The sequence below is a fragment of the Ruegeria sp. L11 genome, from assembly GCF_056531755.1.
Genome location: NZ_JBQFMI010000007.1, coordinates 66,802 through 90,040, shown reverse-complemented (window position 1 = coordinate 90,040; position 23,239 = coordinate 66,802). Strand labels below are relative to the sequence as shown.

Genomic DNA, 23,239 nt, shown 5'->3' with positions numbered 1-23,239 from the left:
GCGGGTTCGTACACGAAAATGTCGTCAAATTAGCAACACTTGCGTGCCAACCTTCGCCATCGAAAACAGCTCGGCGATGTCTTCGTTGAAAAGGCCGATGCAGCCGTTCGAAGATCTTCGGCCGATTTTGCGTGTATCGTGCGTCCCGTGAATGCGATAATACTTCCAGCTTAGGTATAAAGCGTGTGTTCCCAATGGGTTATCAGGACCCGGAGGAATGTAGTCCGGCCATTCCGGATTTCTCTTCTTCATCGACGGCGTCGGAGACCAGCTTGGGCCTTCGACCTTGCGGATCACACTGGTGCGCCCGCGCCGGGTGAGTTCTTCGGTCAGCGGAACCGACGACGGGTACAATTTATAGACTGTTTGGTCATCCGACCAGTAATGCAGCGCTCTTGAGACGGTGTCGACCAGTATGGCGCCATTTCTGGTGTTCGAGAAATACGGTTGCCAATCCAATGCCCGGAACCCGGATACGTTGCGTCGAACTGCCGGTTCGGTTTCGGGTGCAGGGCGCAGCGGGTCACCCGGGATATATTGCGCCAGTGCCGGTGTAGCCAGAGTGGCGGTAGCCCCTGCCAGAAACCCCCTGCGGGTGGGCGAATGAATGCGCTTTTTGACCATGACGACGGGTCCTGTGTTTAGGTGAGGTCTGAAATCAGAGGCATTCTATTGCCAGAATGCTTCAGTCGCAAACCAAACCGGCAGAATCACGCAAGTTGTGGCCATTGCGCGTTTGCTCAGAACAAGCAGGCGCGCTATGCCCTGTTGTGATACAATAATCAGGTCGAACATGACGCGCATCGTTTCTTTACTGTTGATTTGCTTTGTCGCACTTGCGGCATGTACCAACACTGGCTCAACCACTCTGGGATCTGATGGTCGCCCATTGCCGACCGTGTACAAGATCCGCGGCAATCCGGACAAGCTGCAGTTCCGCATGCTTGATTCGGTCAATGCTTTGCGTCAGGCTCAGGGGTTGCAGCCCGTACAGCTGAACGCGCAGCTGAACGCAGCGGCAGCGACACATTCGAAGGATATGTCGCGGCAGAACCGGCCCTGGCATTTTGGGTCAGACGGTTCATCACCAATCGACCGGGCAGCGCGTGTCGGCTATTTCGGAACGTTCCTGGGGGAAGCCATTTCCGAAACCTACGAGACCGAGACGGAAACACTTGCCGCATGGATGCAGGAACCTGGACCAAGGTCTGTCATCATGGACGCCAAAGCCACCCAAATGGGATTCGCCTGGCATCAGGAAGGCGGTGGTAAAATCTGGTGGACGCTGGAAATGGGAACCGGTGGTTGATCCGGTCAAATAAAAAAAAAGCCCCCGGTTTTCGGGGGCTTTTTTTTGTTAATCAGGCGGCTTGCATAGACTGCGCCTCGGTCAGGATCGCATAGAGCTTTACCGGATCAGGGTTCGCCCGGAGCTTGGTGCAAACCGAAGTATCCCGCAATGTGCGAGACACCAGCGCCAGAGCTTTGAGGTGATCAACACCCGCCTCTTCCGGTGCAAACAGCGCGAAGGCAATGTCCACAGGCTGGCGATCAACCGAACCGAAATCGATGGGCTTCTCAAGCATGACAAAAACACCTGAAACCGAATCAAGATCGGGCAGGCGCGCATGCGGCAGCGCCACACCATGGCCGACACCGGTCGGTCCAAGGCTTTCCCGCTCCAGCAGGAAATCAACCGCTTCCTGAGGATCGATGCCCAGCGTCGCCGCGGCGACGTCACCGATTTCCTGAAACAGCCGCTTCTTGCTGGAAGCCGCGGACAATACACGCACCGCTTCGGGCTTCAGTATGCTCGAAAGCTCCATGATCACGCTCCATGGCACGCACCCGCATCAGCGGGTGCAGCCCCGTATCCTTGCCTGTTACGGATCAATCCAGCCGATATTACCGTCTTCGCGACGATAAACGACATTCAATCCGTCCTTGTTTTCATTTCTGAACACCAGTACTGGCGCACCGGCAAGTTCCATTTGCATAACGGCCTCTCCAACGCTCAAAGATGGGATTTTTGTTTCCATCTCAGCCACAATCATTGGCTGAAGCGATTCGGGTTCTTCGACCGACTCCGATTCATTAGAAGCGAGGATATAAGAGGACGCCCCAAAGAGTTCAACCGGTTCGGCCCGATCCTTGTGGTGGTCCTTCAGGCGGCGCTTGTAACGACGCAACTGTTTTTCCATTTTATCACAGCATGCCTCAAATGCCGCGTAGATCTCGGTTGCATGGGCCTTGGCCTGCGCCGTCAGGCCAGTGGACAGGTGCACCGTTGTTTCGCATACATATTCATGCGCCGAACGGGAAAAGACGACGTTGGCATCCGTAGGCCGCTGCGCATACTTGCCCACGACCTCATTCAGTTCGGTCTGCACGTGTGTCTGCAACGCCGCACCGATGTCGATCTGTTTTCCGCTGATTTGGTAACGCATGTGATCTCCTTCACAATTCACACCCATTCTGACGCCGCAAACGCGACGAGCTTGTTTTTATCGGGTGGGGGGTAGAGACATTTTCCGCGGTTGCCTTGTTTCCAGCCCTTCGAAGAAGGGACATCGAGATCCAGACTGGAACCGGGTAAATGCCATAAGCCAATTGAGGCAAGAGACGAGGGAAGAGTCAATCAAAACAGATGTGTATATACGCGATTTCCGCCATGCAATTGGCACAACTCCGCGCAAGGTTATGAAATGCGGAAATTCTCGCCCAGATAGACGCGGCGCACATTCTCGTTTTCGACAACCTCATCAGGTGTACCGGACATCAAAACCTGACCGTCATGCAGGATATAGGCCCGGTCGACAATTTCCAGCGTTTCCCGGACGTTGTGATCGGTGATCAGCACACCAATACCGCGTTTTTTCAAATCCGCGACCAGATGGCGAATATCCCCGACACTAATCGGGTCAACGCCTGCAAACGGTTCATCCAGCAGCAGGTATTTGGGGTCTGCGGCCAAACAGCGCGCGATCTCAACACGGCGGCGCTCGCCGCCTGACAACGCCAGAGCCGGGGCCCGGCGCAAGTGTTCGATCGAGAAGTCAGACAACAGCTCTTCCAAACGCTCTTTGCGCTTATGTGCATGAGAGACCGTGATATCCAGAACGGCAGCAATGTTGTCCTCGACGCTCATGCCGCGAAAGATCGACATCTCCTGCGGCAAATAGCCGATCCCCATCCGTGCCCGCCGGTACATCGGCAAAGTAGTCACATTCTGGCCGTCGATCGTGACTTTTCCCGCCTCTGGGAACACAAGGCCCGCAACTGAATAGAACGTTGTGGTTTTACCAGACCCGTTCGGCCCCAGCAGCGCCACCACTTCGGACCGACCCAACGTCATCGAAACATCGCGGATCACCGTCTTTTTTTTGTAGGACTTCCGCAGCTTCTCGATGCGCAGCCCGGAACTGCCCTCGGTCAGTTTCAGATCGGGACGCGCCATCAGTTGTTTCCCTGCTGCAAGATCGTTTTGACCCGCCCGGTCATTGTCGCAGTGCCCGATGTCAGGTTGGCGTTCATCTGATCGCCACTGATGATGCTGGGGCCCTGTGTCAGAAGGACATTGCCCTTCATGACAATCTCACCCGAGCCGATCTTGTATTCAGCCCAGTCGCCTTCCGCTGCATCCGGCGGGCTGACCAGAACCACATTCTCGGTGGCCTCCATTCGCTCGATCGCCGAGCGTTCCTGATTGTAGATAACCAGCACGCGTTCGGCTGTCAGTCGCATTTCACCCTGTACGACGATGACATTCCCGATGAACTCGGCCGATCCGTCCTCTTGATTGACGTTCAGGGTTTCCGATGTCACCTCGACCGGCAGGCTCGGATCGGCATTCGCGGACCCAAAAGCCACCTGCGCCTCTTGCGCAGTCACGGGCGCGGCGCCCGCGATCAAGGCGAGGCACAAAGGAACAAATCGAAAATCGAACACAAGTTATCTTTCTGCTTTTTCAGGCTCGTATACCAGCTTCACACCATCTGTAAAAACAATATGGACCGGCCCGTCCGTTTTTTCAGTGCCAAAGGTCATACGCCCCGCGGAAAAGTTACCGATCGGACCGGTTCCGTTCACCTGCCCCGGCGTATCGCCCCGGACTTCGTCCAACGAGGTATTGAGCAGATCCGTCGTGACCTTGAGCCCATCCGCCGTGGTGATGACCACGTCACCAACAAAGGTTGCTGTTCCACTATCCGGACGGATCAGGCCGGAATTCGAATCCAGCGTAATTGTGCCGCCATTGAGCAGCCCAAATCGGCCGCGAAACTCGGACGCGGTCGGAACCGACGCCTCGGTGCCCTGCGTGGCTTGCACCGCCTCGATATGCACGGTCTCTCCCTTGCGGGTCGTTCCACGGTAATCCGGCCGCGTTACCACCTGTTGTGCCAGTCTCTCATCAATGTCTTTCTGCGCGAAAGGCACGGAAACGTTTGTTTCGATGCTGCGGGACAGCAGGAATACCGTGGACAACATCACAATAGCCGCAAGCGGCAACAGCACCTTCAGGAACTGCACCATGCGGGAATATCTGTCCACTTCAGCCTCCCTCAGCCCAGACCGACGCGCAGGCAGTCGTGGATATGAAGCAGCCCCAAAGCCTGACCTGATGTCGTCTCGTCAACCACGAAGAGCGAGGTGATCTTACGATCATTCATGATTGCTACCGCTTCTTCCGCCAACGCACCCGGGGATATGGTTGTGGGGTTGGGGGTCATGACCTGCTCGGTCGTTTTGTTCAGCAGCCCATCCATGTGGCGCCGCAAGTCACCGTCTGTAATGATCCCTGCCAATTGACCCTGCGGGTCTGTTACGCCAGCAACACCAAACCCCTTCTGGCTGATTTCGATCAGCGCATCGCTCATCGGAGTATGTGCCGCAACCAGAGGAAGGGCCTCTCCGACATGCATCAGATCCTGTACTGTACTCAACTGCGCACCCAGTTTGCCACCGGGATGGAAGGCACGGAAATCCTCGGGCCGGAAATCGCGGTATTTCATGAGGGCAATCGCCAGTGCATCCCCCATGGCAAGGGTCAGCGTTGTGGAGATCGACGGCACCATACCAAAACCGCAGGCCTCGCCCATCGACGGGATCAGAAGATGTACGTCGGCCTGTTTCATCAATGTGCTGTCAGGTTTGCTGGACAATCCAATCAGCGGAATGCCAAAGCGGCGCGTAAAGGCCAGCAGATTGGCAAGTTCCGGTGCCTCGCCCGAATTCGAAATCGCCAAAACCACATCACCCTTGGAGACCATGCCAAGATCACCATGGCTGGCCTCGGCCGGATGCACGAAATAGGCAGGCGTTCCGGTGCTGGCCAGCGTGGCCGCAATCTTGTGACCTATGTGGCCTGACTTGCCGATACCGCTGATTATGATGCGCCCGGTGGCCTGAAGGATCAGCTGCACGGCTTCAGCAAAATGCGCGTCCAGACTGTCGGCAAGTACGTCCAGCGCGCGGGCTTCGTCAGTCACCACCTGACGGGCGGTTTTCAGGAATGCTTCGGTATCGGTCATGAGTGCGCAAAGATATCCGTTTCGGGCCAACCGGCGAGGTCCAGTTTCGCACGCATCGGCAGGAAGTCAAAACAGGCCTGCGCCATTTCAGTCCGGTCCTCGCGAGCCAGCCGAATGTTTAGCGCATCGCGCAGCTGATGCAGATAAAGAACGTCAGACGCAGCATAATCCAATTGAGCGTCCGTTAATGAGGTTGCGCCCCAGTCGCTCATTTGTTGCTGTTTGGAAATATCGACACCGATGAGTTCCTGACACAGGTTCTTGAGCCCATGCCGGTCGGTATAGGTCCGCACCAGGCGGCTGGCAATCTTGGTGCAATAGACCGGCGCGGCCAGAGCACCAAATGTATGGTACATGGCGGCGATGTCGAAGCGCCCGAAATGGAACAGCTTCAGAATGTCAGGGTTTTCCAGCATGGCACATAGGTTCGGCGCCTCAGTCTGGCCTTTTTCCACCTGCACGATATGGCTGTTGCCGTCACCACCCGACATCTGAATCACGCACAAGCGGTCCCGATGTGGGTTCAGACCCATGGTTTCACAGTCAATGGCCACAACAGGGCCCAGATCCAGCCCGTCCGGCAGGTCGTTTTTGTACAAATGGTTCGCCACCCGACTATTCCTTTGTGCGGTATCGCCTCCGAGATAGGCGGTTTGGTCCATAAACTCAACGCCGTCCAAAAGTCACGGGCAAATCCCCGCAACAAGATTGACAATATCCTCATGGGGGGGATAGGGATACATCATGACAAATGTACCCCGCGAGTCGCATCCGCATATCACGGCAAGGCTGAAACGGGCCCACGGGCATCTGGCAAAGGTCATTGCCATGCTTGAAGGTCAGGCGCCCTGTTCTGACATCGCCCAACAGCTGTTTGCCGTTGAAAAAGCGGTCACCAACGCCAAGCGCGCCTTGATCCATGATCACATCGACCATTGCCTGTCTTCCGATGGCGATAGCGGCGGGATCGAGGATTTCAAAGCCATTACGAAATACCTCTGAACCATGCTGAGCATTCTAACAAACCGGACCTACCGCCACCTGTTTGCTGCCCAGATCGTCGCCCTGACCGGAACCGGGCTGGCCACAGTCGCGCTTGGGCTGCTGGCCTTTGATCTGGCCGGAGACGCTGCTGGCCTTGTGCTGGGCACCGCGCTAACGATCAAGATGGTGGCCTATGTCACCGTGGCCCCCCTGGCCGCTGCATTTGCCGAGCGGCTGGACCGTCGGAAAATGCTGGTTCTTCTGGACCTGATCCGCGCCGCGGTCGCTGTATGCCTGCCTTTCGTGACCGAGGTCTGGCAAATCTATGTGCTGATCTTCGTGCTACAATCCGCCTCGGCGGGCTTTACGCCCGCCTTTCAGGCAACGATCCCGGACGTGTTGCCGGACGAAAACGAATATACCCGCGCTTTGTCACTGTCACGTCTTGCCTACGACATGGAAAGCCTGCTGAGCCCGATGTTTGCCGCGGCTCTTCTGTTGCTGGTCAGCTTCAACAGCCTGTTCTGGGGCACAGCGCTGGGATTTGTTGCTTCGGCATTGCTGGTGGTCTCGGTCGTCCTGCCCTCGCCCAAGCCCAGCAAACCACGCGGAATCTATGACCGCACGACACGCGGAATTCGCATCTATCTGAAAACGCCCCGGCTGAGGGGGCTGCTTGCGCTTAACTGGAGCGCCGCAGCGCTGAGTTCGATGGTAATCGTCAACACAGTGGTCATCGTGCGGGCCACCCTTGGCCTGTCAGAAAGCGCCGTGGCCATTGCACTGGCCGGATTTGGCGGCGGGTCGATGCTGGCGGCGTTTACTCTGCCCCGACTGCTGGATCGGATCGAGGATCGCAAGGTTATGCTGTCCGGAGCCATTCTTGCGTCGGGCGCTATGGCCGTCGCCTCGGTTCTGACCGCGACGATCCCGCTTACGCTGGGTGTCCTTGCCGTTTTTTGGGCTTTTACTGGCTTTGGGTATTCTACAACCCTTACGCCTTCGGGTCGTTTGTTGACCCGTTCGGCCCATCCCGAAGACCGCCCAGCTGTCTTTGCCGCACAGTTTACTCTGTCACACGGTTGCTGGTTGGTGCTGTATCCGCTGGCTGGGTGGATAATGACCGTTTATGGGCCGACTGTCGCGCTCGGCAGTATGTCTATTCTGTCCATGGCAGGCGTAATTGTGGCAGTCAGCCTTTGGCCGCGTGACGATCAGGAACCGGTTGTTCACAATCACCCCGATCTACCAGCAGATCATCCGCATCTGGCCGGGGCGGGCCCGCACGCGCACCCGATTATTATCGACGACCTGCACCCGCGCATGCCGCGTGAGCCTTGAGAAAGGATGTCCATCTGATCTAAACCCGGACTTGCGCAAACCGGAGCCCCAATGGACCAGCTAGACCGCCGTATCATCGCCGCCCTGCAAGCCAATGCGCGTGCCTCGACCACGCAGATCGCGGCCTCGCTGGGTGTGGCCCGCACGACCGTGCATGAACGGATCAGTCGTCTGGAACATCGCGGCGTAATCACGGGATACACCGTGCGCCTTGGGTCCACAGAAGACACGCCCAAAGTGCAGGTCATCGTCATGCTGGAAGTGCAGCAGAAGGAAACCAACCGGATCCTTAAACGGCTCGAGGCATATCCCGAGGTCAAACTGTGCCTATCGATCAACGGCGAATTCGATCTGATGCTGACCGCAGATGCCCCGAGGCTGGAGGATCTGGACATTCTGGTGGACGATCTGGCGAAGATCCCCGGCGTCCTGCGCACCAATACAAGCGTTGTTTTCGGGCGCAGGATCGACCGAAACTGAGGCTGCGATAACCCTCTGTAAACCGATCGGTGTCTAGCTTGGCCGGGAACACCAGAATCCCGGACCCGCAGAATGCCAATTCACAGAATACCGATTGCTTTCATGATGCTGCATGTGCTGTTGGCGCAGGCGGGTTCCGCCATGCACGCAGCACAAACAGGCGGGCTTTGTGATCAGGCGGCGCGCCGTGCGGCACTGTCCGAAGATGTTCCGTTGGACGTGTTGCGCGCCATAACCCGCGTCGAAACCGGCCGACAGATAGACGGGCAGTTGCAGCCCTGGCCTTGGGCCATAAATGCCGAAGGTCAGGGGTATTGGTTCAAGTCCGAGGCCGAGGCCAAGGCCTATGTTTTCAAAATTTTAAAAGCAGGCTCTCGCAGCTTTGACGTCGGGTGTTTCCAGGTCAATTATCGCTGGCATGGCAAGGCCTTCCGCTCGATCGATGCGATGTTTGATCCGGATGAGAACGCAACCTACGCCGCCCGCTTCCTGAAAGACCTTTATTTCGAGCTTGGTTCGTGGCCGGCTGCGGCCGGGGCGTATCATTCCCGAACGAATGCTCTGGCCGAAGCTTATCGTGGTCGGTTCCAGACAGTGATGGCTCAATTGGACAACCCGCCCTCGCACGGGTTTTCTGGCAAGTCACCCGATCCGTTCACAAGGGCCGGAACGCCCTTGATTCCGATGCTAGTGGCCGCACCCGCCACCACTGCCCTGGGCTCTCTGGTGCCGACCAACGACACAGTTACTGCCTTCATCCCTTTCAATTAGGAAACCTTCGTGCCCCAGTTTGACATCCGGTCCCTGTTTTCACCCACTGTCCTGCTGGCGCTGGCGCTGATGACCGTCATCGTCATGATGATCCTGCCCATGCCCGCCTGGGTGCTGGACGTCGGGCTAGCCGCTTCTTTCGCGCTGGCCATCCTGATTTTCACTCTGACGCTGTTCATCGAACGTCCGCTGGATTTCTCGTCCTTCCCAACGATCCTGCTGGCATCGCTGATGCTGCGCCTGTCGCTGAACGTCTCGTCGACCAAACTGATCATCGGTCAGGGGCATACTGGGCCCAACGCAGCTGGTGACGTGATTGAAGGGTTCGCCAATTTCGTCATGGGCGGCAGCATCTTTCTGGGCCTTGTGGTTTTCGGCGTGCTGCTGATCGTGAATTTCATGGTCATCACCAAAGGGGCCGCCCGTATGGCCGAGGTCGGCGCGCGCTTTGCCTTGGACGGGATGCCGGGTAAGCAGCTTGCCATCGACAGCGACATGTCAGCCGGGGCCATCGACCATCAGCAAGCCAAGGAACGGCGGGAACGCGAACAGCAGGAAACGACATTCTTCGGCTCGCTCGACGGTGCGTCGAAATTTGTCAAAGGTGATGCCGTTGCTGGCCTTCTGATCACTCTTTTGAACCTTGTTATGGGTTTGGTCATGGGGGTGATCGTGCACGGAATGCCGGTGGCTTCGGCGTTCGAGACATATGCAATCCTGACCGTCGGTGATGGTCTGGTCTCGCAGATCCCCGCGGTTATCATCTCGATTGCCTCTGCATTGCTGCTGGCGCGCGGCGGAACACAGGGTGCCACCGACAATGCCATTTTCTCCCAGCTCGGGCGGCATCCGGCTGCGCTGTCTACCGTGGCGGTTCTTATGGTCCTGTTTGCGCTGGTGCCCGGCCTGCCTTTCCTGCCGTTCATCCTCGGTGCAGCTGTACTTGGTTATGCGGCCTACAGAATTCGGAAAAAGCAGAAAGAAACAGACCCGTCATTGCATTCGCAGGCGACCGAAACCGAGGTGTCGGTCTCGCAGGCTATTGGTGATATTCTGGACCTGGATGACGTGCACCTTGAATTCGCACCCGATCTGGTAAGCTTGGTTTTGAATCCCGGAACCGGGTTGGATGCCCGCATCGCCAATATGCGCAACTACGTGGCGTCTACCTTCGGATTGATCCTGCCCGAAATTCGCCTGACTGATCGAGCCGACCTGCCAACCGGAACCTATGTGATCAAGGTTCAGGGGGTCGAACAGGCGCGCGGCGTTCTGAACCCCGATCTGGTTCTGGCTCTGGTTCAGGACGGGTTCGATCTGTTGCCCGAAGGCAATGACGTGACCGAGCCGGTTTACGGCGCGCCTGCCCGCTGGATCCTGCCCAAACATCAGGAGGACGCAGCGCTGAACGGGGCCACTATCGTCTCACCGCCCGAGATCCTGGCCACGCATCTGCTAGAGATTATCAAGCAGAACTTCTCGCGCTTGCTGACGTTGAAATCCCTGCGCCGCCTGCTGACCGAAATGACCCGCCTGAGCGACCCAGTTCGGGCTGAGGCAAACCGCAAGTTGCTGGATGAATTGATCCCCGACAAAGTGCCAATGGACACATTGCACGCCGTTCTGCGACTGCTTCTGGAGGAACGGGTTTCGATCCGGAACATGGCCCTGATCCTTGAAAGCGTTGCCGAAGCACGGCTGACAACCACCCAGCCTGAAGGCATCTGCGAATTGGTACGCCAGCGTCTCGGATTTCAACTGGTCGCCGATATGAAGCGTGAGGATGGCTCGATCCCGCTGATCCAACTGGCCCCCGAGTGGGAGGAAACGTTCACCACCTATCAGGTCGACGCGCCCAGCGCCGGACTGGATGTCGCGCTACCGCCGAACCTGTTTAACAAGCTGGCCGACGGCATGGTCAGCAGTATCGCCAGATCTGCTGATAACGGTTTGTTTCCTGCTGTCGTGACCTCGACCCGGCGACGCCGGTTGTTGCGTACGATCATGCATGCGCGCGGTGTTCCAAACCCGGTCCTTTCTTTTGAGGAAATCGGGTTGGAAGCCAAACCCGCGCTGGTAGGAACTGTTCCCGCGTGATCGCTCTGCCGCCAGAATTGTTGACGCAGCTGGTCGAACCGCTCTGGCAGGCCTTCGCGGTTTTTCTGCGCGTCTCTGCTTTGGTTTCGCTGCTGCCTGCTTTCGGCGAGCGCAGCATTCCAACACGGATGAAACTGGGGATATCCGTCGCCTTTACCCTGATCATTTTTCCGGCAACCCAACCTTTGGACCTGTCTCTCAACCTGTGGACGCTGGGGCGGTTGGTTGGGACAGAAATCCTGATTGGGCTGGCGCTTGGAACCGGGCTGCGGCTGTTTGTTTTGGCGCTGCAAACCGCCGGATCCATTGCCGCGCAATCCACGTCATTGTCGCAATTGCTGGGTGCGGCGGCCACTGATCCTGTTCCGGCAATGGGATACCTGCTAACGATCGCGGGGCTAACGCTTGCCGTCATCATGGGCTTGCACGTACGGGCCGCGCAATTCCTGATCCAGAGTTATGCCCTATTCCCCATGGGGTTGGTGCCAAGCTCGGCAGATTTGTCCCATTGGGGAGTGCGACAAATCTCACGCAGCTTTGGGTTGGCCTTCTCGCTGGCAACGCCATTCGTCATCGCCTCGTTGATCTACAATCTTGCACTTGGGGTTATCAACCGGGCCATGCCGCAATTGATGGTCGCCTTCGTGGGCGCGCCAGCAATAACGTTTGCCGGGCTGTTTCTGCTGTTTGCGGGCGCACCATTGATCCTCTCTGTTTGGTCTGACGCGCTGATTGCCTTCTTCATGAACCCGATCGGAGGCCAGCGATGAGCGGTGCCGATGACGACAGCGACAAGTCATACGAGCCGACGCCGCAAAAGCTCCAGAAAGCCCGTGAAAAGGGTGAAGTTCCCAAGTCCAACGACTTGTCGGTTGTTGCGGCATATACCGGACTGCTGATCGCATTGTTGGCGGCGGGGCAGTACGCGGTCGCGCAATTGGGAACTCTGTTGATGGTCCTGATCGACCAATCCGACCAGATCGCGAACCTTCTGAACATGGGACCTGCGACAGCGACGGTTGCCGGAATTCTGAGTGGCGCGTTACCATCCATTGCCGTGCTTTTCTGCCTGCCCGCGGTGGCCGTTCTGCTAAACCTGATTGCCCAACGCACGCTGGTGTTCGCCCCCAGCAAACTGAAACCAAAGCTTTCGCGGATTTCCCTTGTTTCGAATGCCAAAAACAAGTTCGGGCGCGGTGGCTTGTTCGAGTTCGCCAAGAGTGCAACCAAACTGGCGATTTACAGCCTGTGCCTCGCACTTTTCATCAAGTCGAATCTGGCCGAAATTCTGTCTGCCAGCGCGGCCCCGGCAAAGTCATCCATACTGCTGATGATGAACCTGTTGTTTCGCTTCCTGTTCATTGTGGTTGCCATCGCACTCGGCATCGGCGTTATCGACTTTCTGTGGCAATACGCCGAGCACATGCGCAAGAACCGCATGTCGCGCAAAGAGATCCAGGATGCAACTAAGGACGCCGAAGGCGACCCGTATGTAAAGCAACACCGCCGTCAACGTGCACAGGAGATCGCCTCGAGCCAGATGATGGCAGATGTTCCGGGCGCGGATGTTGTTATCGTAAACCCCACCCATTTTGCCGTTGCACTGAAATGGACCAGGGCTACTGGCAGCGCACCTGTTTGTGTTGCCAAAGGTGTGGATGCAGTAGCCGCTTCCATCCGTTCTGCTGCGGCTCAGGCCGGCGTTCCGATCCGCTCGGATCCTCCGACGGCGCGTGCGCTTCACGCAACTGTCGACATCGGGCAGGAGATCTCCGAAGAACATTTTCGCCCCGTTGCCGCTGCAATCAGGTTCGCCGAAGCGATGCGGAAACGTGCAAAGGAGCAGATCCGATGAAGGACACTCAGTTAAGCGGGCTGGACAAAATAGCCGACGTCGCTTTCCAGAAGCAATTTCAGACACTCCGCCCAATCCTCGAGGCCGAGGCCAGAATTCAGAACCAATTGGCGAAACTGGATCATCAGCTTGACCAGGTGCGCAAAGCCAGCGGTTGGACAGAAGGATATCAGATATCCGGGGCCGACATTCTTTGGAATGGCTGGGAATCTGCCACGCGCCGCGCGTTGAACATGCGACTTGCCCAAACGCGCGCTCAGAAACTGGCCGGTCTGGAGTCGCTCAGAATTGCGTTTGGCCGCAAACAAGCCGTCGCAACCCTGCGGGAGCAGCAGCTGAAAAGCCATCGGCAGGCCGTTGCCCGAAAGCAAACCCGTTAATGCTGACCGGATCCGTACCGTGAAGCGACCTTCGTCAGGTATCTTGACGGTTCACGCTCATGATCAGCACTTTTGAAACATCTTCACCCAGCTCTTTTTTCGCCACTTCCAACAAGGACTTACGCAAGACATCGAGATTCCGGGATTCTGTGAACGTCCCATCAAATCCCCCGGTGTTTGCGTGATCAAACAGAACCTGAAGAAAGCCATCCCGCAACTTGGGCTCAATGGAATAAAAAGTTTCTTCAATTGCTGTGTTCGCCTCAAGGCTGAGGGACAAAGTGACCATCGCTTCGATTTCGTCATCCCCAACCACCGGAACGACAAAATGCTTGGTCAACTTTAAGTACCCATAGGCGGACTTTTTTTCCTTGGACTTTTCAGACTTCTCGTGACCGGCCTTCTCTTCTTTTGCCACTTCTTTTTCGGCGGCTGTTTTGTCGGGCTTGCCCGAAGGTGACAGAAACAGCCCGGCACCGACACCCGCACCCAGGCCGACAATCAGGAGAACGACTGGAACCAGTTTTGCAATCACGGTCGCACCTCAGAACGGCAAGAGTGAATCAAGAACTTGCTGGCCGTATCGGGGTTGCTGGACATCTGTAATCTGACCTCTTCCACCATAAGACACCCGCGCCGAGGCGATCTTGTCGTAGGTGACTTCGTTTTGTCGCGAGATATCCTGAGGGCGGACATACCCGGCCACCAAAAGCTCGCGCAACTCAAAATTGACCCGCAACTCCTGCGAGCCGGAAATCGAAAGAACCCCGTTCGGCAGAACATCCAGAACCGTCGCGGCGACACGCAGGGTTAGTTTCTCGTTTCGCCTCACAGATCCCCGCCCGGAACTTGTGGAATCCGCTTCGATGGACACGGCTTCATCCAGCGATGCCCCGTCAGGTAAGTGTTTTTGCACGCGCTGGGGCAAACCAAAGAGGCCAGGAACCTCAAGGTTTTCCGAGCCTGATCTGGACCGTCTGGTGTTGTTTGATATCTCAGCTTTTTCATCCAGCTCGATGACAACTGTTAGTATGTCACCTTTCTTGATCGCCCGCTGGTCGCCCAGCAAGGATTGCTGCCCTCCGCTCCAAAGAGATGAGCGGTCAACGGTGCGTTGTGGTTGCGTGTGCAAGGGCAGACCCGGCCACAGCATGGCAACCTGCTCGGGAGATTCTTCGTTTGGTGTAAAGCTCGGGGGCTTGCCAAGATGATCCAGACGACCACACGCGGCCAAAGACAAAGCTATGAGAAGGAGAGTTTTCGACAGTCCGGTCATTACTTAACCTCGACTTGGCCATCCGCGCGGATTTGGCCGGTTACAGTTGTTCTGGACGACAGGTTCATGACCCGGATGCGATCCCCAGCAGCGCCACGCCCCAAGGCGCGGCCTTCCGCGGTTATCGACAAGGCTTGGCGGTCGAATATCAGGACGACCAGATCGTTGCGGTCAACGATGGCGGGGGGGCCTACATCAACTTCTCGGACCGGCCTGCCGGGATACAGTGCCACCCGCGCCTCTTGCCCGATCAGAAAATCAGGGTCAGTCACCGCACCTAGGACATCCGTCGGGCTTGTTTTCAAGTCAGTTGCAGAAATGATTTCCTTGGCCCGGATCGTGCGGGTTGGAACCACAATGTCGGCCTGTGCTGTGATTGGAGCCAGTAGTGCCAAACATATGCCGATCCCTCGCATCATCGCACCTGCGTTGTCGCGCTCATCATTTGATCCACAGCCGAGATGACTTTGGCATTCATCTCATAGCCGCGCTGCGCCTCGATAAGTTCGGTTACCTCGCGCACTGCATCGACCGAGCTGTCTTCCAGATAACCCTGCCGCAATGTGCCCAGCCCATCACTTCCCGGAGTTCCCAGCACCGGGGCACCCGACGCCTCGGTCTCCTTGAACAGATTGCTGCCAATGGCTTCCAGCCCCTTGGCGTTCGAAAAGCTGGCAAGGACAAACTCACCCAGCAACTGCCCCTCGGGAGAGTCGTCGAAATAAGCATAGACCTCACCCGCGGCATTGATCGAAATTGACCGTGCGTCGTCGGGAACGGTGAGTTCCGGCGAAACCGCATAACCATCGGAGGTTACAATCAGACCCTCTGCCGACCGCTTGAGGCTGCCGTCACGCGTATACGCCGACTGACCGCTGGGCAGCGTGACTTCCAGATATCCGCGCCCCTCGATCGCCACGTCCAGATCACTGCCGGTGGCTGACAAAGCACCTTGTTCCAGTTGCACGGTAACAGCTGCGGGCCGCACGCCCAGACCAAGTTGAATACCCGTCGGCAATACTGTTCCGTCCGAGGCGTTTACGGTTCCGGCGCGCGCCATCTGTTGATAATGCAAATCGGCAAATTCGGCCCGGCGGGCGTTGTAGCCGGTGGTGTTCATGTTTGCCAGGTTGTTCGAAATCGTTTCGACCCGCATCTGTTGCGCGGTCATTCCGGTGGCGGCAATTTTCAGGGCTCTCATGTCAAACTCTCCTTTTACCGTTCAGCGCATCAGCGCCTTGAGCGCCCCGCGCACGCGTTCGTCTTCGCTGTCAAGAAAGCTTTGTCCCAGCTCATAGGCGCGCTGGATTTCCACCAAGCGGGTCACCTGCTGCATAGCGTTGACGTTCGAACCTTCGAGAAAGCGATGCAAAACAACGGGTTCATCAACCGGGTCTATCGCACCATTGGCACGAAACCGCGTATTTCCTTCGCGGACCAGCTCCTGCGGATCAGCGACATTGAAAACGCCCAACTGGCCCAGAAACTGGCCGTTGACACTCAACGTCCCATCACTGCCGACATCAATCGAAGCTGCATCGGGCGGGATAAAGACCGGGGCACCGTTGGCATCCAGAACACGCGCACCATCCATCGCAACCAGATCGCCTTCGGCATTTGGCGAGAAACTGCCCGCACGCGTCAGCCGGTTGCCATCCGGGGTTTCAACCATGAAAAACCCGTCCCCTTCGATGGCGAAATCAAACTGCCCTCCGGTTTTCGTAAGCACACCTTGTTGCAACGATGTGTTGCGCGCCTCGGCCCGACTCATGGAGAGGGACGGATTGTTCGGAATGTCCCGCACGTATTCCGAAAACACCAGCCCCTGCTGGCGATATCCGGTCGTGTTGGCATTTGCGATGTTATTCGCCACCAGTCGCATTTCATTCATTAGCCCGGACTGGCGGGACAGGGTGACGTAAGCCGTGTCCATCAGCGGCCTCCTGCAATCAAGGGAACAAGCGTTCCGGTAAAAAACGTAACAAGGGTCTGAGTCATGAACCCCATCGAAATCCAGAACACGATGACAATGGCGATCAATTTGGGAACGAAGGTCAGGGTCATCTCTTGTATCGAGGTCAGCGCCTGGAACAGACCGACAATCAGGCCAGAAACCAGAGCCACGGCAAGGATCGGGACGGATGTAATGACCGCAACCCACAACGCCTGACGAACGATGTCATAAAAAAGCCCTTCGCTGAGCATCGGGTCAGACCGGCATTCTCAGGATTTCCTGATAGGCTTCGACCACTTTGTTGCGGACGATCACTGCGGTTTCTACCGCCAGTTCGGTCTGGGCCAGCGCCTGAACCAGTGCATGGGGATCAGCCTGACCGACCATCGCAGACTGAGACATCTGTTCGCTGTGTCTGAGCGTGGCTGCAAAGTCCTGAAAGGTCGCCCTCAATCCTTGTGCCGCCCCGCCATGATCGGGATCGGCCTGTGTGGCAGAGCGTGCGCCGGCATAATTCTGCGCGGCGTTGAGTGATCGGATATCCATTCTGGCAGTCCTTATTTTCTGAGCAATTCCATCAGCGACGACGACATCTGCCGCGTCTGATCAAACATCTTTAGGTTGGCCTCATAACTGCGCTGGGCTTCCCGGGCGTCCGCGATTTCAATCATCAAATCGACGTTTGAGCCCTGGTAGTGACCACTTTCATCTGCCAACGGATGACCGGGGTCGTAGATGCGGCTCAGCGAACGCTGGTCAAGCGTCACACGGCCAGCCTGCACCATGTCCCCACCGTTTTTCTGCACGGTTTCAAACGGTACGGTTTTGCGTCGATAGCCGGGCGTGTCCGCGTTCGAGATGTTTTCGGACACATGCCGCAACCGCGCGGATTGCGCGCGCAAAGCACTGGCTGACGCAACAAGGGAATGGGAAAAATCGCTCATACCTGCCGCCCCTTATCCGCGACCCAAACTGGTGCGCAGAATGTCCATTGAGGATTTGTAGATCGCCAGCGCTCGGTCGTGCTGTCGTTTGACCTCGACCGATTTAAGCATCTCTTCCTCAAGCGACACACCATTGCCATTGGGATCACCTGATGGGACAGCTTCAACCTCAGCCCAGTTTTGCGCACCGATACTGCCATGCAGATGGCCCGGCCGCGTGGCGTCCATGGTCACGTCATGCCCGGTGGTTTCGAAAGCTTTCTGAAAGGCCTCGATATCGCGCGGCTGATAGCCCGGCGTATCCGCATTGGCCATGTTGCGTGCAATGACCGCTTGCCGTTGCCCGGCATGGGTTGCCATTGCGTACGCTGTCTTAAAGACGTTCAGGTCATAGAACATCGGGGCTTCTCCCTCGATCAATTTCAATCAAGGCTTAACCCTGATTCCTTTAGAAACCGTTTTCAGAACTCAGTTGGAGACTCCACGATGTCTGATCTCGACCCGGTACTTCTGAAACACGAACTCGACAGGATGACCGCAGTCCGTCACGTGGGGCTGGTTACCGGCGTCGCACAGGGTCTGATCGAAATCGGTGGTTTGAACACGCATGCCCGAGTCGGGGATTTGCTGACATTGCGGCGGCGCGTCGGGTCCGATCTTGCGGGCGAGGTGCTTCATGTCGGTTCTGGCCATATCAAAATGCTCCCCAATGCGGCCCCCGATGGGGTCAGCCTGGGGGATCGCGTCTACCTTGACCCATCACCGGATTTTGCACCGGGATCGCACTGGCTTGGACGGGTAATCGACCCCTTTGGCAGGCCCTTGGATGGAAAACCGTTGCTGAGCGGATCGCAGACGCGCGATATCATGCAGGCCCCTCCACCAGCCGTGGCACGCAAACCATTGGGGCAGAGGATGGCCACCGGCTTGTCGGTTCTCAACACTGTGTTGCCCGTCGTACGCGGGCAGCGAGTGGGGTTGTTTGCCGGGTCGGGTGTCGGTAAATCGACCCTGCTTTCCACACTGGCCCGGTCCATGCAGTCCGATGTCGTCGTAGTCGCTCTGATTGGCGAGCGCGGACGCGAGGTGAATGAATTTGTCGCGCAGGCCATTGGCCCCGAAGCCATGAAACGCACAATCGTGGTCGCCGCCACCTCTGACCAGTCGGCATTGGCGCGCAGGCGGTGTGCCTGGTCGGCCATGTCGACAGCCGAGTATCTGCGGGATCTGGGTCTGAACGTTCTCTTTCTGGCTGATTCCGTGACCCGCTTCGCCGAGGCGCATCGTGAAATCGCTGTTTCTATGGGGGAATCCCCGTCTTTGCGGGGATATCCACCCTCTGTCACCCCCCTGATCGCCAGTCTTTGCGAACGCGCAGGTCCCGGAACGCAGGAACAGGGGGATATTACTGCGGTATTCAGCGTTTTGGTGGCCGGTTCGGACATGGATGAACCCATCGCTGACATTCTGCGCGGCGTTTTGGACGGGCACATTGTACTCAGCCGCGACATCGCCGAACGGGGGCGTTTCCCGGCCATTGACGTCAGCAGATCTGTGTCGCGGAGCCTGCCGGGAGCCGCATCCGAGGCCGAGAACCAGATGATCACCGAAACCCGAAAGCTCGTGGGCAGTTACGAGCAATCCGAAGTGATGATCAAGGCCGGGCTGTATGCCGAAGGGTCTGACCCGCTGCTGGATCAGGCCGTTCGCATCCATGAGGAACTGGACGCCTTTTTTGCCAAACCAGAGTCTGAGGGAATCGAAAACAGTTTTGATCGCCTGTCATTGATTCTGCGCCGTGCATCGATCAGCTTGCCACGCTAGGCGGAACTCTGAACAGTTTTAAGTATTAAGGCCACCTTAAGACCTGCTCTGCTAGGCAGATAGTAGGGTGATAATATAGGTGGTGGAGATGGGTGCGCAGACCAATGCGGCGCCAATCATCATCAAGAAGAAGCGTGTATCGGGTGGTGATGGTCACCACGGCGGGGCGTGGAAAGTTGCATATGCCGACTTTGTCACGGCCATGATGGCCTTCTTCATGTTGATGTGGCTGCTGAACGCGACAACTGAACAGCAACGCAAAGGGCTGGCGGATTACTTCGCCCCGACAATCCCTCTGAGCCCCGAATCTGGCGGTGGAGACGGTGCCTTTGGCGGCGACAGTATGTTGTCGGAAAAGACGTTGCTGCGGGATGGTGCCGGGGCAAGCACCAAACACGCAACTGAATCCCGTCAGGCGCGCGGATCAACCGGTGTGAACGCCAACGGTGGTGACAAAGGTGACACCGAAGACTTCTCGACGCTTGAATCTCAGCTTTTGGGGCGAACCGGTGAAAGCGAGGTGTCGGATAAGCTTCTCAGGCATATCGTGACACGCGTCACCGACGAAGGATTCGTTGTTGAGCTATTCGATACGGACACCCAGCCACTGTTCGAGTCCGGTTCCGAGAAACCAACCGGGATCATGCGGGCGCTTGCTTTGATCATTGCGCGTTCTTCGGATCTGGTGACCAACCCGATTGCCGTCACAGGCCATGTCAGCGCATCTCCTGTTGTGCAGGTTCGCAATACCGCATGGGATCTGTCCACTGCCCGGGCGCAATCAGTCCGCCAGCTGTTACAGGACAAAGGCGTGGCAGCAAGCCGTATGAATCGCATCACAGGTCATGCTGACCGAAAACTCTTCACCGACAATCCGATGGCGGTTCGGAACAACAGAACCGAAGTGATATTTCTGCGTCGACCCTAAAGGATAGAACGCATTTTACCTGTTAGCGCGCTGTTAAGGGGCAGCGCGTTACCTGTTGCATCGAAGCTTGACGCAACAGAAGGGCGCGCCAATGACCATTTCCTCTTCGCTGAATGCCGGTGTGGCGGCGTTGAAGGCCAACGCCAACAGGCTGGCCACGATTTCCGACAACATCGCAAACTCTTCGACCTACGGATACAAACGAGTGGAAACTGACTTTCATTCGATGGTCACGTCTGGTCAGGGTGGCAGTTATTCGGCAGGGGGCGTGCGCACGACCAGCCAGCGCATGATTGACCAGCGCGGATCACTGGTGACCACCAGCAACTCTACCGATTTGGCAGTGCGCGGACGCGGCATGTTGCCGGTGCGCTCCAGCTCGCAGGTCGGCGCAAATTCCAACGAGATGTTGCTGACGACCACGGGGTCCTTCCGGACCAATGACGAAGGATACCTGGTGACTGAATCCGGCCTTGTTCTATTGGGATGGCGTGCTGCGGCAGACGGGTCCATCCCGCCCGTTCCACGCGACACGCCAGCTGCGCTTGAACCAATTCAGTTGAGCGTCAATCAGTTGTCCGGTGCCCCGACGACAAAGATGAACCTGCGTATGAACCTTCCCGCGACGGCAACAGATGCGGGTGCGCCAGGTGACACACAGCCTTTGTCGGTCGAGTATTTCGACAATCTCGGAAAATCCGAAAGTATTGATATCCAAATGATCCCGACCGTTCCGGCAACCGGCAGCAGCAATGAATGGACCATGGTTCTGCGCGACTCGGCATCTGGCGGCGCGATTATCGGGGAGTACACTTTGACCTTTACCGATAATCGAACGGCTGGTGGTACGCTGGCCAGCGTCACTCCTGTATCCGGTGGCGCTTACGATCCGGCAACCGGCAGTGTCATGGTCAATGTCGCTGGCGGCCCGATGGAGGTCAATATCGGACTGATCGGCGATTCCGATGGCATTACTCAGCTATCCGATACATTTGCTCCGGTTTCAATCACGCGCGATGGATCTGCCGTTGGTACGATGACCAGCGTTCAGGTCGATGAAAGTGGCTATGTCTATGCATTCTACGATACCGGTGTCAGCCGCCGAATGTTCCAGATCCCGCTGGCCGATGTTCCCAATCTCAACGGCCTGACAGCGCTGGACAGTCAAACCTACGCGCCTTCCCGCGAAAGCGGCACGTTCTTTCTGTGGAACGCGGGCGAAGGCCCAACCGGTGATATCGTTTCCTTCGCACGCGAAGAATCCACCACGGATGTGGCAACCGAGCTGACATCTCTGATCCAGACACAACGCGCCTATTCATCCAGTGCCACGGTGATCCAGACGGTGGACGAGATGCTTCAGGAAACGACCAACTTGAAGCGCTGATCCAGGCGCTGACCAAAGGAAAGGAGCGGCCTCATGAATATGTCGACGGCACTCAATAACGCATTGGGTGGGCTGACAGCGGCCAGTCGCGGGGCGGCTGTGGTCTCGGGGAATATCGCGAATGCCCTGACACCGGGCTATGCGCGCAGGTCCCTTGAACTGGCGACAAGTCCCATATCTGGCAATGGCGTGCGTGCGGTTGGGGTAATCCGGCATCAGGACCCGGTTCTGACGGCCAACAGACGGTCGTCAGACGCCGAGCTTGCCTTTCAATCCTCCATTTCGGATTTCCGCTCACGGTTCGAAAACCTTGTAGGAACAGCAGACAGCACGCCATCCCTTGCCAGCCGTATGTCTGCCTTGGAAAACAGCTTCATCACCGCAGCCAGTCTACCCGACTCGATCGAAAGACTTGATCAAGTGGCGCGCGCGGCGCGCGACCTTACGGCAGAGCTTAACGCGGCTTCTGAGGGTGTGCGACAGGCACGCTCGGACGCGGACCGCAAGATAGGCGATCAGATCGAAAGCCTGAACCTGGTTCTGAAAGACATCGAAGTTCTGAACGCAAAGATTCCGGCCATTCAAAATTCCGGCGGCGATATCGGGGCCTTGCTGGATCAACGGCAAGTCCTGATCGATCAGGTCAATACTTTGATCCCGGTCAACGTTGTGCCACGTGCCAACGATCAGGTATCGCTCTATTCAGACGGCGGGTTGATACTTCTTGAAGGTAAGGCGTCCGAGTTCACCTTTTCCACGACCGGTGAGACGAAACCCCACATGACGGTTGCAAATGGTCTCCTGTCCGGATTGGCTATGAACGGCAACCCGGTACGCACCAGCGGGGACACTGCGCAAATCCGTGGCGGCGCGTTGATGGCCCAGTTTTCAATTCGCGATGAATTGGCGGTTGAGGCGCAGCTGCAGCTTGATACCGTTGCCCGCGATCTTATCGAACGATTTGAAACGCCGGGCTTGGATCCCACGGCACTTGCGACAGATCCCGGTCTGTTCACAGACAACGGAAATCGGTTCGACCCGACAACCTTTGTCGGGCTGTCATCGCGCATTTCGATGAATTCGGTTGCGGACCCCGACAACGGCGGGAACAGCTGGAAGCTCCGCGCCGGGCTGGGTGCCGCAACGCCGGGCGATCCCGGACAAGCGTCGCAACTGCGTGCTTTCGGTGCCATTCTGAATGATGCGCGCACCGTACCTGGCGGGCTGTTTGGCACTGGAAACATGCGCGCCGCCGAGTTGACCGAGGCGCTTATGTCGAAAGCCGGGGCGCAATCCCACGCTGCAGAGCAGCGGAAGGTTTTTGCCAGCAACAGCCAACAACAAATGTCACAGATTGAGGCCGAACAAGGCGTCGATACGGATCAGGAATTACAGCGCCTCATGCAGATCGAACAGACATACGCAGCAAACGCGCGTGTCATTTCGGTCGTCGATGAGCTTATGGAAACGCTTCTGAGGTTATGAGC

General features: G+C 57.2%; 30 protein-coding genes. 13 read left to right on the top strand and 17 right to left on the bottom strand.

Annotated features, from left to right (window positions below; all coding sequences use genetic code 11):
- Nucleotides 1–24: 24 nt before the first annotated feature.
- The gene (locus tag ACR0CE_RS13340; protein ID WP_267363097.1) at nucleotides 25–624 is read right to left on the bottom strand and encodes a L,D-transpeptidase; all 600 of its coding nucleotides are present in this window, start codon (nucleotides 622–624) and stop codon (nucleotides 25–27) included.
- A gap of 169 nt (nucleotides 625–793) precedes the next feature.
- On the opposite strand from ACR0CE_RS13340, the gene dalA reads away from it, so the two are divergent.
- Nucleotides 794–1,309 (top strand): divisome-associated lipoprotein DalA, encoded by a 516-nt coding sequence (gene dalA / locus ACR0CE_RS13335; RefSeq protein WP_480832877.1) that lies wholly within the window; start codon nucleotides 794–796, stop codon nucleotides 1,307–1,309.
- 52 nt (nucleotides 1,310–1,361) lie between these two features.
- On the opposite strand, the gene ACR0CE_RS13330 is transcribed toward dalA, so the two are convergent.
- From ACR0CE_RS13330 to ACR0CE_RS13300, 7 genes are all read right to left on the bottom strand, one after another.
- Nucleotides 1,362–1,826: a PTS sugar transporter subunit IIA gene (locus ACR0CE_RS13330; protein ID WP_267363095.1), complete on the bottom strand. Its 465-nt coding sequence runs from the start codon at nucleotides 1,824–1,826 to the stop codon at nucleotides 1,362–1,364.
- Nucleotides 1,827–1,883: 57 nt separating this feature from the next.
- Nucleotides 1,884–2,447 (bottom strand): ribosome hibernation-promoting factor, HPF/YfiA family, encoded by a 564-nt coding sequence (hpf, locus tag ACR0CE_RS13325; protein ID WP_480483926.1) that lies wholly within the window; start codon nucleotides 2,445–2,447, stop codon nucleotides 1,884–1,886.
- 251 nt (nucleotides 2,448–2,698) lie between these two features.
- Nucleotides 2,699–3,457, bottom strand: coding sequence for an LPS export ABC transporter ATP-binding protein (lptB, locus tag ACR0CE_RS13320; protein WP_480474775.1), 759 nt, complete (start codon nucleotides 3,455–3,457; stop codon nucleotides 2,699–2,701).
- Nucleotides 3,457–3,948, bottom strand: a complete 492-nt coding sequence (locus ACR0CE_RS13315) for an LptA/OstA family protein (RefSeq protein ID WP_480483925.1) — start codon at nucleotides 3,946–3,948, stop codon at nucleotides 3,457–3,459. Before ACR0CE_RS13315 ends, lptB begins: the two co-directional genes overlap by 1 nt.
- Before the next feature lie 3 nt (nucleotides 3,949–3,951).
- Nucleotides 3,952–4,551: an LPS export ABC transporter periplasmic protein LptC gene (gene lptC, locus ACR0CE_RS13310; protein ID WP_267363092.1), complete on the bottom strand. Its 600-nt coding sequence runs from the start codon at nucleotides 4,549–4,551 to the stop codon at nucleotides 3,952–3,954.
- Nucleotides 4,552–4,562: 11 nt separating this feature from the next.
- Nucleotides 4,563–5,531 carry a KpsF/GutQ family sugar-phosphate isomerase gene (locus ACR0CE_RS13305; RefSeq protein ID WP_480832875.1) on the bottom strand — a complete coding sequence of 323 codons (969 nt, stop codon included), beginning with the start codon at nucleotides 5,529–5,531 and terminating at the stop codon, nucleotides 4,563–4,565.
- Nucleotides 5,528–6,142 (bottom strand): ribonuclease D, encoded by a 615-nt coding sequence (locus ACR0CE_RS13300; RefSeq protein WP_480832873.1) that lies wholly within the window; start codon nucleotides 6,140–6,142, stop codon nucleotides 5,528–5,530. The genes ACR0CE_RS13305 and ACR0CE_RS13300 overlap by 4 nt, the downstream gene beginning before the upstream one ends.
- 133 nt (nucleotides 6,143–6,275) lie before the next feature.
- Between ACR0CE_RS13300 and ACR0CE_RS13295 the strand changes: the two genes are divergently transcribed.
- The 8 genes from ACR0CE_RS13295 to ACR0CE_RS13260 all read left to right on the top strand — a co-directional run bounded on the left by ACR0CE_RS13295 (nucleotide 6,276) and on the right by ACR0CE_RS13260 (nucleotide 13,439).
- Nucleotides 6,276–6,533, top strand: coding sequence for a metal-sensing transcriptional repressor (locus ACR0CE_RS13295; RefSeq protein ID WP_480546232.1), 258 nt, complete (start codon nucleotides 6,276–6,278; stop codon nucleotides 6,531–6,533).
- 3 nt (nucleotides 6,534–6,536) lie between these two features.
- Entirely contained in the window at nucleotides 6,537–7,856 is a 1,320-nt protein-coding gene (locus tag ACR0CE_RS13290) for an MFS transporter (RefSeq protein ID WP_480832871.1), read from the top strand.
- A 51-nt stretch (nucleotides 7,857–7,907) separates the two neighbouring features.
- Nucleotides 7,908–8,336: an Lrp/AsnC family transcriptional regulator gene (locus ACR0CE_RS13285; protein ID WP_480474766.1), complete on the top strand. Its 429-nt coding sequence runs from the start codon at nucleotides 7,908–7,910 to the stop codon at nucleotides 8,334–8,336.
- A 72-nt stretch (nucleotides 8,337–8,408) separates the two neighbouring features.
- Complete coding sequence (locus ACR0CE_RS13280; RefSeq protein WP_480832869.1) at nucleotides 8,409–9,107, top strand: transglycosylase SLT domain-containing protein; 699 nt, start codon at nucleotides 8,409–8,411, stop codon at nucleotides 9,105–9,107.
- Between the two features lie 69 nt (nucleotides 9,108–9,176).
- Nucleotides 9,177–11,204, top strand: a complete 2,028-nt coding sequence (flhA, locus tag ACR0CE_RS13275; RefSeq protein ID WP_480832920.1) for a flagellar biosynthesis protein FlhA — start codon at nucleotides 9,177–9,179, stop codon at nucleotides 11,202–11,204.
- Nucleotides 11,201–11,974 carry a flagellar biosynthetic protein FliR gene (locus ACR0CE_RS13270; RefSeq protein ID WP_480832867.1) on the top strand — a complete coding sequence of 258 codons (774 nt, stop codon included), beginning with the start codon at nucleotides 11,201–11,203 and terminating at the stop codon, nucleotides 11,972–11,974. Before flhA ends, ACR0CE_RS13270 begins: the two co-directional genes overlap by 4 nt.
- On the top strand, nucleotides 11,971–13,059 hold the full coding sequence (locus tag ACR0CE_RS13265) for an EscU/YscU/HrcU family type III secretion system export apparatus switch protein (RefSeq protein ID WP_480832865.1): 1,089 nt from the start codon (nucleotides 11,971–11,973) through the stop codon (nucleotides 13,057–13,059). Before ACR0CE_RS13270 ends, ACR0CE_RS13265 begins: the two co-directional genes overlap by 4 nt.
- Entirely contained in the window at nucleotides 13,056–13,439 is a 384-nt protein-coding gene (locus ACR0CE_RS13260; RefSeq protein WP_480539419.1) for a hypothetical protein, read from the top strand. The genes ACR0CE_RS13265 and ACR0CE_RS13260 overlap by 4 nt, the downstream gene beginning before the upstream one ends.
- Nucleotides 13,440–13,473: 34 nt before the next feature.
- Here the strand turns inward: ACR0CE_RS13260 and ACR0CE_RS13255 are convergent, their stop codons facing one another.
- Genes ACR0CE_RS13255 through ACR0CE_RS13215 form a run of 9 tightly spaced genes read right to left on the bottom strand, consistent with a single transcriptional unit; the run spans nucleotide 13,474 to nucleotide 18,012 of the window.
- Entirely contained in the window at nucleotides 13,474–13,974 is a 501-nt protein-coding gene (locus tag ACR0CE_RS13255) for a flagellar basal body-associated protein FliL (RefSeq protein WP_480832863.1), read from the bottom strand.
- Between the two features lie 9 nt (nucleotides 13,975–13,983).
- On the bottom strand, nucleotides 13,984–14,715 hold the full coding sequence (gene flgH / locus ACR0CE_RS13250; RefSeq protein ID WP_480483916.1) for a flagellar basal body L-ring protein FlgH: 732 nt from the start codon (nucleotides 14,713–14,715) through the stop codon (nucleotides 13,984–13,986).
- Nucleotides 14,715–15,131 carry a flagellar basal body P-ring formation chaperone FlgA gene (gene flgA / locus ACR0CE_RS13245; protein ID WP_480483964.1) on the bottom strand — a complete coding sequence of 139 codons (417 nt, stop codon included), beginning with the start codon at nucleotides 15,129–15,131 and terminating at the stop codon, nucleotides 14,715–14,717. Before flgA ends, flgH begins: the two co-directional genes overlap by 1 nt.
- A complete protein-coding gene (gene flgG / locus ACR0CE_RS13240) occupies nucleotides 15,131–15,916 on the bottom strand; it encodes a flagellar basal-body rod protein FlgG (RefSeq protein ID WP_480483915.1) in 786 nt (261 codons plus the stop codon). Before flgG ends, flgA begins: the two co-directional genes overlap by 1 nt.
- Nucleotides 15,917–15,937: 21 nt before the next feature.
- Nucleotides 15,938–16,648: a flagellar hook-basal body complex protein gene (locus ACR0CE_RS13235; protein WP_480483914.1), complete on the bottom strand. Its 711-nt coding sequence runs from the start codon at nucleotides 16,646–16,648 to the stop codon at nucleotides 15,938–15,940.
- The gene (locus ACR0CE_RS13230; protein WP_480488141.1) at nucleotides 16,648–16,920 is read right to left on the bottom strand and encodes a flagellar biosynthetic protein FliQ; all 273 of its coding nucleotides are present in this window, start codon (nucleotides 16,918–16,920) and stop codon (nucleotides 16,648–16,650) included. The genes ACR0CE_RS13235 and ACR0CE_RS13230 overlap by 1 nt, the downstream gene beginning before the upstream one ends.
- 4 nt (nucleotides 16,921–16,924) lie before the next feature.
- Nucleotides 16,925–17,215 (bottom strand): flagellar hook-basal body complex protein FliE, encoded by a 291-nt coding sequence (gene fliE / locus ACR0CE_RS13225; RefSeq protein WP_480483912.1) that lies wholly within the window; start codon nucleotides 17,213–17,215, stop codon nucleotides 16,925–16,927.
- An 11-nt stretch (nucleotides 17,216–17,226) separates the two neighbouring features.
- Complete coding sequence (flgC, locus tag ACR0CE_RS13220) at nucleotides 17,227–17,613, bottom strand: flagellar basal body rod protein FlgC (protein ID WP_480483911.1); 387 nt, start codon at nucleotides 17,611–17,613, stop codon at nucleotides 17,227–17,229.
- 12 nt (nucleotides 17,614–17,625) lie between these two features.
- A complete protein-coding gene (locus ACR0CE_RS13215; RefSeq protein ID WP_480488145.1) occupies nucleotides 17,626–18,012 on the bottom strand; it encodes a FlgB family protein in 387 nt (128 codons plus the stop codon).
- 87 nt (nucleotides 18,013–18,099) lie between these two features.
- Between ACR0CE_RS13215 and ACR0CE_RS13210 the strand changes: the two genes are divergently transcribed.
- From ACR0CE_RS13210 to flgK, 4 genes are all read left to right on the top strand, one after another.
- Nucleotides 18,100–19,437, top strand: a complete 1,338-nt coding sequence (locus ACR0CE_RS13210; RefSeq protein WP_480832860.1) for a FliI/YscN family ATPase — start codon at nucleotides 18,100–18,102, stop codon at nucleotides 19,435–19,437.
- An 88-nt stretch (nucleotides 19,438–19,525) separates the two neighbouring features.
- A complete protein-coding gene (locus tag ACR0CE_RS13205) occupies nucleotides 19,526–20,365 on the top strand; it encodes an OmpA/MotB family protein (RefSeq protein ID WP_480832858.1) in 840 nt (279 codons plus the stop codon).
- A gap of 91 nt (nucleotides 20,366–20,456) precedes the next feature.
- Entirely contained in the window at nucleotides 20,457–21,752 is a 1,296-nt protein-coding gene (locus ACR0CE_RS13200; protein ID WP_480832856.1) for a flagellar hook protein FlgE, read from the top strand.
- A 33-nt stretch (nucleotides 21,753–21,785) separates the two neighbouring features.
- Nucleotides 21,786–23,237 carry a flagellar hook-associated protein FlgK gene (flgK, locus tag ACR0CE_RS13195; protein WP_480483907.1) on the top strand — a complete coding sequence of 484 codons (1,452 nt, stop codon included), beginning with the start codon at nucleotides 21,786–21,788 and terminating at the stop codon, nucleotides 23,235–23,237.
- Nucleotides 23,238–23,239 lie beyond the last annotated feature (2 nt).